The organism is Chryseobacterium sp. c4a (assembly GCF_009900745.1).
Classification (GTDB): domain Bacteria; phylum Bacteroidota; class Bacteroidia; order Flavobacteriales; family Weeksellaceae; genus Chryseobacterium.
In genome coordinates, this window is the sequence record NZ_WXVU01000007.1 from 209,695 (window position 1) to 226,685 (window position 16,991).

Consider the following 16,991-nt stretch of genomic DNA (forward strand, 5'->3'; position numbering starts at 1 on the left):
AAAATCAATAAAATATTCTAGGCAGAATAAAAAATTATTCTACTTTTGCAAAAGTTCCCTTTTGATGAAATGTATTTTAAACCACAATTATTATTAAAAAAATAAGAATCTGTTTTTGATATGTTGACAAAAAACGATGAAAAAATAAACGGATTCCTATTTGTAGCAGTACTCCCATTTTTACTGTTTGCGATGTCCTACTACGGTTTTGAGTCTTCCTATGTAAGGTTGAAGACCATGGAGAAGGCTCCGGACTTTATGTTCTCTTCTGTATATGCTTACAGAATAATCCCGAATTATCTGAGTGTACATGTTACTGAGGTGGTAACGTTTATTGTAAACAACTATCTTCCCTTTCTGAAAAATTTTCTTTTGAAACAGGGAACATTATTCTATCATAGTATTTTTCTGATCAACAGTTTCTTTTTTGTGCTGTCTTCGGTTATTCTACATTTAATTTTTAAATTAAAACCTGCAGGAATTCTTTTGAATTTGAACATCAGAAGAATGATCCATCTGCTGGCCATTTTTTTTATTGTTATTACACAGTATGTTCCCACAAATTGTGATTCTATTGCAATTTTCTTTTATCTTTCAGGAGCATTACTTACGTTGAGGTATTTGCAGCATAGAAAAGCAATAGATTTTATTCTTTTATGTGCGGTGGTATGTATTTCTACGTTGGCAAGAGAAACTTCATGCCTGAATATTTCTTTTTTTGCCGCTGTATGTATTGATTTTGAAAAATTGAAAAAGAAGGATTTTACTTTTATAAAAGAACTTATACTTTTGGTGATTGCTTTTATTGTCCCTTATGCGGGGCTTAGAATGACAATTCATCAGGATATTTCTTTTGTGGAAGGGATTTATTTTCTGGATAATTTCAGCAGCCCTTTTAATGTAAGCGGTCTTTTGTTTGGAACATTAAGCTTATATTTCAGTTATCTGTTGTGTAATGATGAAGGAAAAATATTGATCAGAAAATATCTGTTCTTCGCGATTCCTTACCTGGTTATGATTGCCATGGTGGGACTTTTTTGGGAGGTCAGATTATTTATCCCTTTAATTCTTACGGGATTTATTTTTACTTCCTATCAATTTAAAAATACCATATCCGTATAATGAGTTTATTGCACCCCTATTATATCATTGCAATCATCTATATGTTGATTTACAGTTTTCAAGAAGTATATTCTGGGAAAACGAATAAACAGGCACTTTATATTTTAGCAATATATCTTGTTATTATTGCAGGGTTTCGTGATGATGTAGGGCCGGATTATGGAAGTTATATAGGGATCTATGTATATTCGGATACAAAAGATTATCTGAGTATCTTTCTTTCTGCACTTTCCATAAAAGGGCCACAGGTTGTGGAGCAGGAATGGCTCTATGTTTTGATTAATAAGATTCTTCTCAATATTTTTGATGCCCCCTTTTATATGCTGACTTTTGTAATTGCAGCATTGGTGACATTTTTTAAAACAAAATTTGTTGAAGAGAATACCCATTATCCCTTTACCTTTTTACTTTTTGTCTTTATTCCGGGATTCTTTATTGGAGAGAGTGGTCAGATCAGACAAAACTTAGGATGTTTCATGGCATATTGGGCAATTAGGTATATAAAAGAACGGAATCTGTGGATGTACCTTTTATGGATCTACCTCGCGGCGGGTATCCATAATGTTTGTTATCTGATGCTTCCAATGTATTGGGTAGCCAGGATTCCACTGAATAAAATGTGGATGCTTCTTTTTATTCTGATATCAGTATTTCTCTCTCCATTTGAGGTCTATCGTTACTTTGGAGATTTATTGGGAAGTATGGCGAAAGAAAATACCTTGGTAGATGGTTTCAACGGTTATGTTAATGAGTCTGTAGAAAGGTTGAATGGTGGATTTGGAATTCCGGAGGCTATGTTGGCTATTTGTACAGCCTTCCTCTTTATTTTTGATACGAAAATGAAAGAGAAATATCCTTATTATGAATACCACCGAAATTATACTGTAATAGGAATCTGCTTTTATTTTATCTTTAGAAATAACCCTATCTTTTCATCCAGATTAACGGGGACTTTCCTGGCGTTTTCTTATATTCTAATTCCGAATACCATGTTTGTGGTTTCTAAAGGAATGAGGACCGCAATACATAGCTTCATTATATGTTTGGTGATTTTTAATTTTGTGGTATTTTCCATGTTTAAAAACATTACAGCAGGAAGATTCACGATAGATCTTTATCATAACCATATTCTTCCGTAAGGTGGTTCTATATTTTATCATATATGGCTGAACAGAAAAATAGAATATTGGTTTTAGATGGTTTAAGAGGGCTTGCTATTTTGTTGGTCTTTCTTTTCCATGGATATTATATTTGGGGAAAAAATTACCCTTTTGGAGATTTGTATAAAGATAATATCCTTGTCAAATATGGAGATCTTGGAGTGCAGCTTTTCTTTCTGATATCCGGGTTTGTCATTCTGATGTCTATGGAAAAAACACCCGGTTTTATTCAGTTTATTAAAAACAGATGGGTGAGACTTTTTCCAAGTATGCTAATCTGTTCCTTGATGATCTATTGTACTGCCGGATTCTTTTCTGAAAGACCTTTGGGGGTTCCAGAGCTTAAATCATTGCTTCCGGGAATATTATTCGTAGACGAAGGGCTGCTTGAACGTATTTTTAAAACAGATTTTCCCGTTTTAGAATCATCATTCTGGTCTTTATATATTGAAGTGAAATTTTACGCTATTTTCGGGGCACTTTATTATCTGTTTAAAAGAAATCTGGCGTTGCTGGGAATCTTTATCATTTATCTGGTGGCTGTTTCTTACCAGATCCTGGAATTTCACCATTTGCTTCCTTTGGAGTTGTTGAAGTTTAAAGCTTACATTGGAAATTTTGTGTATTTTGGATGGTTTGTTGCAGGAGCGTTAATCTATATTTACTATAAGGAAAGGGATAAAAGATATCTATATGCCTTTATTATTGCTACAATATGTGCGATGTTCTATATGTACAGACTTCAGGACATGACGAGAAATGTATACCTTCTCATACTGGTTCTTATTTTTGTGGGAGCGTTATTTTGGGATAAGATGGAACGTTTCTTTTCTATGAGGCTATTTACTTTTATTGGCTTTGTGAGTTATCCTATTTATTTGCTGCATGAAAATATGATGATCGCATGGATGGTGAAGATTGATAAACATATTCCTGTTCCCTATTGGCTGTTGCCCATTATTTCTTTTTCGCTTGTTATTCCTATCGCCTATCTCGTGGCAAAATATATTGAACCCCCGATTCAGAAAAAATTAAAACTTTTGCTTAAAAATATAAAATAAAGAAACGGTATAGATGCCGTTTCTTTTATTTAAATACTTGTTCAATGTGTCTTTATTATATCCTCAATCCGAGATGCTGTATCGCTTAATTATAGGTAAGTCTTTCATTGCTAGTGTAGTGTTAAGTGTTTTTTAACCTTTTGGTGTATTTTTTGATCCTGTGTTAATTATTTTTCAATTATAAAATAATAATATTAAATAATTCGTTTAATAATTGATTTATGTCATAATTAATGGTCTGTTATATAGCTTTTTTATATCAAAAGTATAGGGGTGTACTTGTGTTTATATAAAAAATCAGTGACATGGAAGAATCAATATTAAAAAAAATGGGGGCAATTATTTGCCTTGTCTTGGTATGTAACTACTCTATCCAGGGTATGGGGCTGAAAGAACAAACGAGCTCAATCGGAAAATTTCAAAAAAAAGTTCAGGATACGATAATAAAACCTTCGGAGAAGGTTGATAAAACAGCAAGAAAAGCTGATTTTAATGATTTGAGAGACTGGACAAAAGCACCAAACAGCTATCTTTTCGATCCAAGTCAGAATAATGAAGGCTTATATGTTCCTGTGAAAAAAGCTTATGCAATGTGGCAACAGGATAAGATTATTGGGCCTTCAGGAATTCCTGCCGGACAAGTTACAGCAGATGTTCTTTGGGAAGATAATCCCGGACTGATAAAGTCGGGGGTAGGGTACCTTCTTGAAATAATAGGCTCTGGAGAGAATGCGAAAATAAAAATTCCCATCAATAAATCGAAAGAAGGGAATGCTGTTGTAGCTTTAAAAGTCAATGGTGAGATCTTCTGGTCATGGCATATCTGGGTTACCGATAATCCAGCGAATGGTTCCACTTACAAAAGTTTTACAAAAGTATCAAGACAAAGAAACAACGGAACGGTTGAATTGATTCCCGATTTTGAATGGGGATGGATGGATCGAAACCTGGGGGCCATCGGAAACTCAATCACAGCAACAGAGTGGAATAAAAATGGTGGACTCCTATACCAATGGGGAAGAAAAGATCCTATCCCGCCTTTAGCTTTAAAAGGAGATGACTTTTATGAAGTTTCAGGATCAATAGGGAGGGTGAGGCACAGAGGAGCCAAAAATTTTACGGGTGCTGTCAAAATTGATGACCTTAGAAAATTTGTTCTGCTTTCCAATGCGGAAGTTAGTAATAATATGAAGCTTTCAATAAAAAATCCGTTAAGCCTTATTTATGTGAATAAAGATGATAATTCAGGGCCCGCTTACTATAATAACAATGCAGCCTTGATGGTCAATTGGTTTGGACGATCTGCAACTATTCCGGATTCACAGCTTTCAGAATTAAATTTATGGTCAGACAATGCTCAGGGAAAGGTAAGTGCAAATTATAATGATGATAGTAATGCTAAACCTTATCAGGATAAATCGTCCTATGATCCTTGTCCAAACGGGTGGCGAATTCCTTCTATGCTGGTTGCTAATTTAGCCTCTCAATCCTATGTAGATGATGTGAGATTAGACTTTTCACCATTTGGAGTAAGAACGAATATGGGGAAGAATACTTTTGAAGCCAATAAATATCACGTGATAAAGCCAACGGATACTAATACACCGAACTATATGAAAGGTTTTAAATTGTATGTCAATACAGGCTTTGATCTATCCAATGTGAATGGTTTTAATATGGGGCTTTTTCCAGGAACGGGGCAACTAGGGCTTACAGTTCATCAGGGACAATATACGGATCAGCATCATATTGGTTTATGGACAGCTACCATGGCCAAACATTTTGATAATACTCCGGTTGTCGGAGCTCGTGCATTGTTTATGGTTCCGGATAAAGATCAGCCTGATATTCCGGATGCTGCTTTTCCGAATGTGAAAGGACGATACTGGTATATGCCGTTGGCTGCCGGAGAAACTTCTGGTGCTAATGCTTGCCGCTGTATAAAAGATCCGTTGTATGTGTTGGACGGCTATGATTTCCCACCAGAATATTTGCCTGCCGTTGTTGAATTTAAAGACGGAATTAATAATCCGAATACCTATCAGGTAGTGAAAAATACTACCATGACCACTCTTGATATTCCAATAAGTAAAGCATTTTCTGTTCAAAGTCAAATGTTAAATAATAAAGAGATTCTTTCTGCGTCGAGTTTTAATAATTTGAAAGCAAATGTTCTCTGGAGTACAAACGCTGGGTTAATCAGTAAAGTGACAATTCCTGGCGGATCACCAATTTCATTAGAAGGAATTTCAAATACGAAAATTCAGGTTACAATTAATCCCAATCAAAGTGGAAATGCAGTAATTACTCTGCATAATGGAAGCATTACAAATCCTGTATATTGGAGCTGGCATGTTTGGGTTACAGATACTCCGGTTACTTCCATCCCTTATACGACAGAATTACCCAATACAGCAGTTACCAATTATGTGAATTATGTTGATAAAGGAGCATCACCCTTACAAACAGAGTTTATGGACAGAAACCTGGGAGCAACAGATGCTTTTCCGGTAGTTGCCAATCCATTAACACCTACAGCAGCTGAACTTGCAAGAATCAGAGCTTCAACCGGAATGCATTATCAATGGGGAAGAAAAGATCCTCTCCCAACTTTTCAATATGCAGATAACAGAGGCTCGTTTAATGTGTTTTTAGGAACAGCAGGAGCGGATGGAACAGTGACTTATTCTCCTTTAACGGTAGCCACTTATAATAATCTGGCAGGAAGTTATATCGTCCCGTTTAATACCTATACAAATTCAGCCAATGCAAACGTGTTACCAACAGACAAAATTGCAGATAAGGTTTCAAAAGTTGTAATGTATTCAGTGAAGAATCCTTTAGTTTATATGATTCCAAGTACTTTTGCAGCTTACAACAGTGCTACACCAAATTTTACAAACGGAACAGATTGGTTGGCAGATGAGCCTAATTTAGCCCCGGACAGATGGGGAAGAGGAACTACAAAATCCCCTTTTGATCCTTGCCCGGAAGGATGGCGAATTCCGGATCTTACAGGTGTTTCTATTACTGCAAATCAGGATTTTGGGATTTCTCCATGGTATAAAAAAGGCAAAAATGTAGCAACAGCATTTAGCGTACTTACCGATTATTTAGGAACAAGAGTTAGGAATCCCAGCACAACTTCTACTATAGGGTATGCTTTTAATGACCCATCTTATACAGTGGGAAGTTATCCAAATTCAGGATCCAGAGGTTTTAGAAGTGTCATTACCAATCAAAATGCAGCAGGAAGCTATAATACGATTAATTTCCAATATCCGGGGATCTGGACTGGTGCTTTGTTATCAAATTATATAGGAAGACCTATCAATATTCTTTGGGATGCTGCTTCTAATGCAAACCGGATGCTGGCATTCCATGATAATAATGACCCTTATTTCGGAATGAATTGCAGATGTGTGAAAATAAAATTGGATGCCAATGGAAATGAATTAGGCCCCATTCCTAAAGATCAGGTTACAGCTTTACCAGCTACGATAAATGGGATTCCCAAAGATTTAATTACACTCAATGCAAGATTTGTTAAAGGAAAAAAATAAAATAGTAAAATTACAGAGTACGATCATCAAAAAATGCCGGTTCATTGTTGAGCCGGCTTTATTGTTTGTTTCTATGGTTTAAAAAAGGAATTTACTTCCAGATAATGGATTGTTCGTATTAAAAAAAGGAAATATATGCCTTTGGATAAGTGTAAATTCATAATTTTAGCACTTGTAAAAATTAGGAAAAGATGCAGTACCGTTTGTTCTTTCCTTTTTGCGGATTTTAAAAATACACTATGAGGTTAGAAAAATTTGTGCAACATTTTAATATTAAGATCTTTATTTATTTTTTGATCGCTATTACAGCAATTTACACCCTTGCTTTTACCCTTGCTTTTAATCTTAAAGACGATGGATATATTCTGGCAGACTGGTTGATCAACTATGAAGACGGAGGTTTCAAAAGAAGAGGACTGTCCGGAAGTTTCTTTTTTATTCTTCAGGATATAACAGGGCTCAGTCTTAATTATATTGTCTACTTCTTTCAGTTTCTTATCATTTCATTGTTTTTTGGGTTGTATACAAAACTTATTAGATATAAGGTGACAGACTTGCTTTATCTCTCACTCTTATTGTCATCCATTGGGTTTGTAGGGCTTTTGAACACTGTAACTTATGTAGGGAAAAAAGAATTCATCGTATTTCTTTTGTTTACTTACTTTGTTTACCTTCTGGATCATGATAAATTGTCAAAATATAAAGAATATGTTTTCTGTTTATTTCTTTTTATAAGTACACTTCTGCATGAGGTTACCCTCTTTTATATTCCTTATTTTGCCATTGCACTGTATTTGAAAAATGGGAAGTTGGAGATCAAAAGATATATCAAGTATTTCCTGGCGGCCTCTATTCCTGCTGTTGCAATTATTGTGTGGGGGAAAAATGTGAATGAGGGAATGTCACTGGAAATCCTGAGCAGAAGGGGAGTGCATCCTACTTATGGTATTTTCTATTGGAATATTGATGAAAGACAATATATTAAAGAACATCTTAACGAATATCTGCTTTACTTTATCAGCTTAGGAATAAGCGTACTTCATATCAGCTATTATTTAAAATATCTAAAAGGCCGAAAGATTTTATATATTTTATTAATCGGAGCCTTTCTCTTTTCATTTCCACTGTTTTATCTGGCTATAGACTGGGGAAGATGGATGTATATTCATATGATGCTCATGATTATTCTTTTGGCTATGATGTTGAAAAAAGGAGACTCTATATATGTCTATGAGCCAATAATTATTAATCGGAAATTTTATATAACAATGGCTATTATACTGCTGTCTCTGCTGTATAGAGTTGAAATGTCCGGAAAGGGCTTCACCTTCGAGGGAATACTCTACAGACTTTTTGTTGCTCCGCTGGAATTGTTAAATAAAATGTGATTTCAAAAAGTATATAATAAAAAAGCTTTACTTTTGCAAAAAATTTTTTTTAGAATGTCGAAAAATTTAGTAATCGTAGAGTCCCCGGCAAAGGCAAAAACTATTCAGAAATATTTAGGTAAGGATTTTGAAGTGAAATCCAGTTTCGGGCATATCCGGGATTTACCTAAAAAAGGAATGGGAATAGATCTTGCCACCTTTAGTCCTGATTACGAAGTTTCAGCAGACAAGAAGAAATTGGTAACAGAATTAAAGGCTGCAGTAAAGAAAGCAGAGATGGTATGGCTGGCTTCCGATGAAGACCGCGAGGGAGAAGCTATTGCATGGCACTTAGCAGATGAATTGAAACTGAAGCCCGAAAACAGAAAAAGAATTGTTTTCCACGAGATTACTAAAAATGCCATTCTAAAAGCAATTGAAAATCCAAGGGATATTGATCAAAACTTAGTAAACGCTCAGCAGGCAAGAAGAGTGTTGGACAGAATCGTGGGTTTTGAAATGTCTCCGGTTTTATGGAAGAAAGTGAAACCAGGATTATCTGCAGGAAGAGTACAATCCGTAGCCGTAAGATTAATTGTTGAAAGAGAAAAAGAAATCCGTGAATTTGTCCCTAAAGCAAGTTTTAAACTAGACGGAATCTTCTTGAATAATACAGCACAGGAAATTGCAGCTAAACTTAAAAAAGACTTTGAAAAAGAAGCAGAAGCTGAAAAATTCCTAGAACAGGCAAAAACTACAGAATTTAAAGTTCTGAATGTAGAAACAAAGCCTGGAACACGTTCTGCATCCGCTCCTTTTACCACTTCTACATTACAGCAGGAAGCTTCATCAAGGTTAGGATACAATGTAACCAATACCATGCGTCTGGCTCAGAGACTATACGAAGAAGGGTTCATTACTTATATGAGAACAGACTCCGTAAACCTTTCTCAGGAAGCTATTGAAGGTGCTAAAAAACAAATTATTTCAGAATATGGAGCAGAATATTCTTCTCCAAGAAATTATACTACAAAATCAGCTTCTGCACAGGAAGCTCACGAAGCCATTCGTCCTACAGATTTTGGTGTAAAGAGCATTGGTGATGCACAGTTGAATAAACTGTATCAATTGATCTATAGAAGAACATTAGCTTCTCAGATGGCGAATGCTAAAATTGAAAAAACAGTTATTGAGATCGGAAATGCTTCACTTCCACATCATTTTGAGGCACAAGGAGAAGTCATCATCTTTGATGGTTTCCTAAAAGCTTACGGTATCGTGAAAACTGATGAAGAAGATGAAGAAAACAATGAAAAACTATTGCCAAAAGTAAAAGTTGGTGAAGTATTGAATTATAAATCCATTACGGCCACAGAAAAATTCACAAGACCAAGTGCAAGATATACGGAAGCCGGATTGGTTAGAAAATTAGAAGAATTAGGAATTGGTAGACCTTCTACTTATGCTCCAACAATTCAGACCATCCAAAACAGAGAATATGTGGATAAAAGAGAAATCGAACCACATACTCGTGAAGTCATCAAAATGTCTTTAGTGAATGACAAGATTAAGAAAGTCGTTTTAGATGAGAAGTTTGGTGGTGATAAAAATAAATTTGTTCCTACAGATATAGGAGAAGTTGTAAATGACTTCTTAACAGATAATTTTAGAGAGATCCTTGATTATGGTTTTACAGCAAGAGTAGAAGAAAGCTTTGACGAGATTGCAAGCGGAGACCAGAAGTGGAAGGAAATGATGACCAATTTCTACTCAAAATTCCACCCAAGAATTGAAGATGTAGAAGAAAATGCAGACCGTGCAACTGGAGACAGACTTCTGGGAGTTGATCCAAAGACAGGTAAAAATGTTCATGCTAGAATCGGAAGATTTGGAGCAATGATCCAGATCGGAGAAACAGATGATGAGGAAAAGCCAATCTTTGCTTCATTAATGACAGGGCAGAATATTGCGACTATTACCTTTGAAGAAGCATTAGAGCTGTTTAAGTTGCCTTTCGAACTGAATGACTTTGAAGGAAACGCTGTTTCTGTAGGAGTAGGAAGATTCGGACCTTATGTAAAATGGGGGGAAACTTTTATCAGTATTCCAAAAGGTGAAGATCCACTTTCTGTAGATCAAAACCGTGCTGAAGAGATCATTAACGAGAAGAAAAAGGCAGACGCTCCGATTGCTACTTATAAAGGGGAACCTGTAACCAAAGGATCAGGAAGATTCGGGCCGTTTATCAAGTATAAAGATATCTTTGTGAATGTTCCGAAGAAATATAATTTTGATAATCTTTCTCAAAGTGATATCAATGAACTGATTGATGCAAAACTGGAAAAAGAAGCCAACAGATATATCCAGCAATGGGAAAAAGAGAAAATCTCCCTTGAAAACGGAAGATGGGGGCCATTCATCAAATTTGGAAAAGCAATGTTCAAGATTCCAAAGAAAAGTGATGAAACCAAATACGATGCAGAAGAATTGAAAGAAATTTCTCTGGATGAGGTTAAAAAATGGATCACAGATCAGGATAAAAATGCTTTCGCAGAGAAGAAAAAACCTGCTGCTAAAAAGGCAACAACTACAAAGAAGACTACAGCTGCTAAAAAGCCAGCGGCTAAGAAGAAATAATAACAAAAACCGGTCATTCTGTGACCGGTTTTTATTTGAGATTTTCTGAAAATTAAGTCTATTGTTTAGAATTTTCTAAGCATATTGATCATGAAACTACTTTAATTCTTTAGCAGTCATTATTCTTTCATTAATAATGTTTCCCCAGAGTTTAAAATCAGAAACCGTAAAAGAACTATTTGATGTAATTCTTTCGGAATTTTTTCTGAAATAAAAATCATAAGACCCACCAACAATACCTTTGTTCGGTATATACAGAAACCGATCTATTCCACGATATTCATTGTAGCCATCATGTTCCCACCAGCCATCAAATGTCCAAAACTGATAAGCCTTATCTCCTTTTATCAGATACTCTTTAGAAAAATAATTTCTAACAGTATATAGTTCATCCATTAGTCTGATTTTATTATTTACAGTAGGATCCATGATAAAATCCTTGTTGGGAAACTGATTCTTAAAGCTTGCTTCCATTTCCTTTATCGTGACTTTCTGTTCAGATGTATTAATTGTTCCATACGAAGAGGTAAGTGGAAATTTTAAACTCCCAATACTAAACAATTCTGTTAAACACATTTTTGAAATATAATAAGTCTCATTTTCCTTTTTGACTAATTGGTATTCCAATGTCTTCTTTTCCGGAACGTTACTTATTTTCCAATCTGTTGCTATACTTCTGATTTGATCATTCGATAAAATTCTATCCTTGATATCTTTAAAGTTGATAATTTGCCAGTTTTTCCCCCTTTCATCTAATCCCGGCAGAACTTTTTCATTCAGATCTGGCAGAACAGTAATAAGCAAAATTGTACTTTTAGAAACAAATACATTATAAACATTGATGTCTTTTTTGATATCATATAGCTCATGAGTATCCAATGTATATTCATGAACAGGAAACTTCGATTTTAGATCATCTAAAAGAATATACTTTTGAGAGAAAAATAAATTGAAGCTAAAGAGTAGAATAAATAAAAAAGGTTTTGTTTTCATTTGTCTTATTTTTATGGACATTTTGTTCCCTTGTGCTTTCCAAGAGTGGTATCTCTTTCATTTCTATTTAATTGATTTTCTGTTGAAGTCATAGTAGTTATTCCGGCTTTTGCCATCGCTTTTGCAGTTTCTATAGGAAGGCTGCTATTATAAGTAGTCAATATATTTTGTAGTGTTGTTAAAAATCCGCCTACTTGCTGGTGTCCCTCTATAAAAGTGTATCTATTAACCATTGTTCCATCAGCTGCATAATCGTAACCTACAATTACACTCGGATACTGAGTTTGAAAAGTTTCAGTTCCTAGTCTAAACTTTTCATAATCTAAATAGGCATGAACGGCTTCATGATACATAGTTACAAGTATATACTCTTTTGTTGCATTTTTTAGTACATTATCATTTAAATTTATCACGGCTTTGAAAGTTCCAAATTCACTTGAGTATGATGAAAAAGTAGTTCCATCTACATCCCCTAATCCACTTTTAGCTTTAAAGGTAATGTTATAATCTTTACTATTACTGAAAATATTCTTCATAGCTTTACTTATGTCATTTTTTAAATTTGGTAATAATCCAACAAGGCTTTGTGCGCATGGATATTTTTTTTAACTATCAAGGATTTCTTTATTAGGATTTTCATCTTCCAGATAATCCGGGAACTTATGTTTAGAACCATCTCCGGACATTGCGTTTCCACCGCCGCCAAAATGCATATTTTCAGGTTCTTTCCATTGGGCATCTTTCCACCAGTCTCGTCCAGGGAAGAGGTACCCAAAACCGCCGCCACCGCCGGAGAAAACATTGAACTTAATAATAGTAATTTCCTCTATGTCGTTCACCCGTATATATTTCTCTTTAGCAAATTTCCCCATAGGGGTAGGGTTTTTAGGGTATAGATTATCTACTGCATCCTGAAGCGTTGCTATTACACCCAATGTTACAGGATCATTATTCTGCACAACAGTAAACTGTACATAATCTCTGTTGGGAGAGACAATACCATGAATAAATGCCGTTACCTGATCACCCTGTAGAATAGGAAAAGCAATCGCCTTAGAATTATTTCCATAGGTATAGGTAGATACATTATAAAAAGGTCTTCCAAAATCACGATAAAAATCCTGTCCTAAAGCAGCATTGTTTTTAAAAAACGCTTCTATGGTTTCTCTGAATGGTGTTTTATAGCTCACCGGAGATAGAGGAATGTTGATCGTAGTATTGTAAGTGCCATTCTTTTGAGCAACCAGTTCGGTTTCCTGCTTGTTCTGCGCTCTGAATTCGGGATCAGATTGAGCTTTTTCTTCAAACTTTAAGAACATTTCAATAGGAACTCTGAATTGGGTTTGTTCCTCTTTGGGAAGCACTTCATCTTCCGTTCGGCAAGAGTTTAGAGTAAATGTCAGCACTGCAAGCAGAGCCAACCGGAGAATAATTTTTTTCCTCATAAACATTTGTTGTTTCTATTGTTAATTACAATTCATTATCACTAATTGGTGATAATTGTTGTAATATTATTAAAAGTTTCAGTTATTTGCAACAAAAAAATTAAAGGCAGGGAAAAATTAAAAACGCATTTGTGATACAAACAAAAGATAAAATTAACACTTGCCAAAAAGAAGTAATATTAATTATATAATACAAGGCCGTTAACAAATAGTGTTAGCGGCTTTTTTTATAAATAAAAGTCTCTACAAGATTTCCTGTTGCAGCGTTTTTTTGTATGTTTGTTAGATCAAGCAATTATTAAACTATTACACTTTCAAGTTAAAATATGGATTTTGAAGACTTTATCATTTCACCAAGAAATTTTAAAACAGAAAGCTGGCAGATTGGAAACCGAATTACAAAAGATATAAAAGAAGACAGTATTGTTCTTTTATTTGTGTCAGATTACAGAGGAGCGGGTGGCGATGCAGAGGTGCAGGATTTTACAGCGGTCAGAAAAGAATTTTATAAACTTTCACAATTGGATTTTGAGATTCCGATTGTGGATCTTGGCGATTTGGTTTCAGGAAAGTCTGTACAGGATACCCATTATATTTTACAGGAAGTTCTATCAGCTTGTCATTATAAAAGAGCACTTCCGGTCATTATCGGTGGATCGAACGATTTTGCTTTTTCGCTGTTTTCAGCACTGAACTTCCATCAGAAAAGTATTAATTATACTCAGATTAGTAATATTATTTCTCTTAAACAAGGAGAGGAAATTAACGAATATACTTTCTTGGGGAAAATTTTCGGAGCGAAGAATTTTTCCATTAAAAATTATCATCATTTAGGCTATCAGAAGCATTTGAACGAAATGGATTCTGTACGATTGATCAAAGAAGTGGAATTTGATATCATTCGCTTAGCTGAAATGATGAATTCCACTGAAAAAACAGAACCTTTCTTCAGAAAAGCTGATCTGGTTACGGTAAATTGTGATGCTATAGAGAGTTTCAGTGAAGCATTCTCGATGAATCCACAAGTAAATGGACTGAACAGGAGAGAAATTTGTGCCTACATGAAAGAAATCGGATTGAGTGAAAATCTGAAAACAGTAGGAATCTTTAATTATAACATCTATTCGGAAAATAAACTGAACCATCAGCTATTGGCACAAATGCTTTGGTATTTGATTGAAGGAATTAATATTCAACAGTCCCATCCCAAAGAAAGACAGTATGAGTTGTTTTATGTCTTAATTGATGACAGACAATTTGCATTTAAGCGTGATACTTTCAGTAATTTGTGGTATTTTGGTGACGATGAAAATATAGAGAATTGTGTTCCTTGCTCAAGAAAAGATTTTGATGATGCTAAAAAAGGCTGGTTGAATACAAGACTGACGAAATTTTAATGTATGACAAAGATTCCCTCAAGAATTTCCATCATTGTTCCCGTTTATAATGTCGAAAATTATTTGACAAAATGTCTCGACTCTCTGGTGAATCAGACTCATCAGGATATTGAGATTTTAGTAGTAGACGATGGAAGCAAAGATAATTCCGGGAAAATCATTGAAAATTATGCAGCGAATTACCCTGATAAAATAAAAGCTTTTACCAAGGAGAATGGAGGATTGAGTGATGCCCGAAACTTTGGATTAGATAAGGCGACAGGAGATTATATTGGTTTTGTAGACAGTGATGATTATGTTACAGAAACAATGTTTGAAGAAATGTTTATGCTGGCCGAAAAATATCAGTCTGAAATAGTAATTTGTAATATCCAGAAAGTGGATGAAAATGGGCAGGTAACCCAAAAACTAACCCAAATTCCTAATTTGCCAGAAAAAATAAAACTAGAAGACTACTTCTCTGTCTTTTCGGATATCAGTTATTTTGCCTGCAACAAATTGTTTAAAAAAGAACTTTTTGATCATAAAAGATTTAAAAAAGGAGTTCATTTCGAAGATATTCAGCTTATTCCACAGTTGTTATTGGAGTGTGAAATGATAGCGCAAACGCAGAATTTTCACTATCAATACCTTGAACGTACAGATTCTATTACAAAAACTCATACGGAAAAGGGGCTTGATATTCTGAAAGCAGTACAGGATGTAGAAAGTGTATTTAGCCAATCCAGATACGCTCATAAAGAAAAAGAACTCAAAAACTTTCAAATCTTTGAAGGAGTGTATTCTTTTCTCGCTTATCTGGCTTTTGTAAAAGACGAAAAAATGTTTTACAGTATGGCTGATAAGCTCTCTGTTTTCATAAGAGAAAGACAAATAAAAATTCAAGATATATTGAACTATAATCGTTTTGGTACAAATTATCTTTTATCTTTGCCAGTGAAAAAAAAGATTTTTTATCTATTATTTTTTGCCGGACAGAAAAAGTTGATAAGAAAATTGATATAAACACAAATGTAAGTGCTATTGTTTCGGACAGTAGAACATGATGAAGGATATCACCATCATCAGTCTAATGGGAGAGATAATGTGTACTGGATAAGAAAAGAATGAAAAACTTTGAATTGTTCTTAAGCGGATCGGGAATACCTATTTTCTATGTAAAAATAGGACTAGGCTTCGTATTTTCCTTTTTAATTACTTTTTTCTCCATACCTACTATTGTTAAGATCTCCAGAAGGAAGAACCTTATGGATGAACCGGGTGTCAGAAGTTCACATCTTAGAAAAATCCCAAATCTTGGAGGAATTGCCATTTTTTATTCTATTGGAATATGTGCCTCTATTTTTGCTTACGAGCTGTTTGATCTGTATAAATTCCTATTTGCATCCCTCATAATCCTTTTATATATTGGAGTAATGGATGATATTGTAGTCATGAGAGCTTATAAAAAACTTGTGGCCCAAATCTTAGTATCTTCATTGATTGTTATTGGTTCAGATATCAGAATCAGAAGTTTATTCGGGATATTCGGAGTATACGAATTAGGTTATATTGTGAGTGTGCTATTCAGTATTGTTACTTTTATCATTCTTATCAATGCTTTTAACTTAATTGACGGGATTGATGGGTTAGCAGGTGGATATTCTGTAATTTGTAGTGCCCTGTTTGGGATAAGTTATTATAGATTGGGGGAATATAACTATCCGTTAGTTGTTTTGTCAGTCGTAATTATAGGAACTGTTTTGGCATTTTTGTATTATAACTTATCAAATTACAGAACCAATAAAGTCTTTATGGGAGATACAGGATCCATGCTTTTAGGATTTCTGTTGGCCTTTACTTCGATTTGTTTTATAGATATTTTTATTGATAAAAAGCTTGCTGGTGTACCTAAATACCATTTACAATCCGCTCCGGTCGTGGCTGTGGCAATTCTGATCTTACCCATTGTAGACACGCTGAATGTAATATTTGTAAGACTTTACAATAAAAAATCACCTTTTGATGCAGATAAAAACCATATTCATCACAAGCTCCTAAAATTAAATCTTACCCATAGAAGATCCACATTTTATATTATTGTCTATTACTTAATGATTGTGACAGTAGCCTATTACCTAAGACATACCAATGTAAACCTCTTACTGTTGATCATTGTTTTGTTGGGCTTTATGGGGGCATATTTACCAGATTTGATATATCGATTAAGAAATAACAAAAATTAACAATTAAATATTACTTTTGTA

General features: G+C 34.5%; 12 protein-coding genes. 9 read left to right on the forward strand and 3 right to left on the reverse strand.

What is annotated here, in order from left to right; all coding sequences use genetic code 11:
- Nucleotides 1–120 precede the first annotated feature (120 nt).
- The 6 genes from GTR01_RS11960 to topA all read left to right on the forward strand — a co-directional run bounded on the left by GTR01_RS11960 (nucleotide 121) and on the right by topA (nucleotide 10,910).
- Nucleotides 121–1,122, forward strand: coding sequence for a hypothetical protein (locus tag GTR01_RS11960; protein ID WP_160138067.1), 1,002 nt, complete (start codon nucleotides 121–123; stop codon nucleotides 1,120–1,122).
- Nucleotides 1,122–2,261: an EpsG family protein gene (locus GTR01_RS11965; protein ID WP_160138068.1), complete on the forward strand. Its 1,140-nt coding sequence runs from the start codon at nucleotides 1,122–1,124 to the stop codon at nucleotides 2,259–2,261. Before GTR01_RS11960 ends, GTR01_RS11965 begins: the two co-directional genes overlap by 1 nt.
- 23 nt (nucleotides 2,262–2,284) lie before the next feature.
- Nucleotides 2,285–3,343: an acyltransferase family protein gene (locus tag GTR01_RS11970; RefSeq protein WP_160138069.1), complete on the forward strand. Its 1,059-nt coding sequence runs from the start codon at nucleotides 2,285–2,287 to the stop codon at nucleotides 3,341–3,343.
- 305 nt (nucleotides 3,344–3,648) lie between these two features.
- Nucleotides 3,649–6,906, forward strand: coding sequence for a T9SS C-terminal target domain-containing protein (locus tag GTR01_RS11975; protein ID WP_160138070.1), 3,258 nt, complete (start codon nucleotides 3,649–3,651; stop codon nucleotides 6,904–6,906).
- A 239-nt stretch (nucleotides 6,907–7,145) separates the two neighbouring features.
- Nucleotides 7,146–8,294 (forward strand): hypothetical protein, encoded by a 1,149-nt coding sequence (locus GTR01_RS11980; protein WP_160138071.1) that lies wholly within the window; start codon nucleotides 7,146–7,148, stop codon nucleotides 8,292–8,294.
- A 54-nt stretch (nucleotides 8,295–8,348) separates the two neighbouring features.
- The gene (gene topA / locus GTR01_RS11985; RefSeq protein WP_160138072.1) at nucleotides 8,349–10,910 is read left to right on the forward strand and encodes a type I DNA topoisomerase; all 2,562 of its coding nucleotides are present in this window, start codon (nucleotides 8,349–8,351) and stop codon (nucleotides 10,908–10,910) included.
- Nucleotides 10,911–11,006: 96 nt separating this feature from the next.
- On the opposite strand, the gene GTR01_RS11990 is transcribed toward topA, so the two are convergent.
- From GTR01_RS11990 to GTR01_RS12000, 3 genes are all read right to left on the reverse strand, one after another.
- On the reverse strand, nucleotides 11,007–11,903 hold the full coding sequence (locus GTR01_RS11990; protein ID WP_185155123.1) for a hypothetical protein: 897 nt from the start codon (nucleotides 11,901–11,903) through the stop codon (nucleotides 11,007–11,009).
- 11 nt (nucleotides 11,904–11,914) lie between these two features.
- Nucleotides 11,915–12,439 carry a hypothetical protein gene (locus tag GTR01_RS11995; protein WP_160138073.1) on the reverse strand — a complete coding sequence of 175 codons (525 nt, stop codon included), beginning with the start codon at nucleotides 12,437–12,439 and terminating at the stop codon, nucleotides 11,915–11,917.
- Nucleotides 12,440–12,508: 69 nt separating this feature from the next.
- On the reverse strand, nucleotides 12,509–13,348 hold the full coding sequence (locus tag GTR01_RS12000; RefSeq protein ID WP_160138074.1) for a hypothetical protein: 840 nt from the start codon (nucleotides 13,346–13,348) through the stop codon (nucleotides 12,509–12,511).
- 326 nt (nucleotides 13,349–13,674) lie between these two features.
- Here GTR01_RS12000 and GTR01_RS12005 point away from each other — a divergent pair, with 326 nt between their 5' ends.
- The 3 genes from GTR01_RS12005 (at nucleotide 13,675) to GTR01_RS12015 (ending at nucleotide 16,970) form a co-directional block, all read left to right on the forward strand.
- The gene (locus GTR01_RS12005) at nucleotides 13,675–14,745 is read left to right on the forward strand and encodes a formimidoylglutamase (protein WP_160138075.1); all 1,071 of its coding nucleotides are present in this window, start codon (nucleotides 13,675–13,677) and stop codon (nucleotides 14,743–14,745) included.
- A gap of 3 nt (nucleotides 14,746–14,748) precedes the next feature.
- The gene (locus tag GTR01_RS12010) at nucleotides 14,749–15,750 is read left to right on the forward strand and encodes a glycosyltransferase family 2 protein (RefSeq protein ID WP_160138076.1); all 1,002 of its coding nucleotides are present in this window, start codon (nucleotides 14,749–14,751) and stop codon (nucleotides 15,748–15,750) included.
- A gap of 101 nt (nucleotides 15,751–15,851) precedes the next feature.
- Nucleotides 15,852–16,970: a glycosyltransferase family 4 protein gene (locus GTR01_RS12015; RefSeq protein WP_160138077.1), complete on the forward strand. Its 1,119-nt coding sequence runs from the start codon at nucleotides 15,852–15,854 to the stop codon at nucleotides 16,968–16,970.
- Nucleotides 16,971–16,991 lie beyond the last annotated feature (21 nt).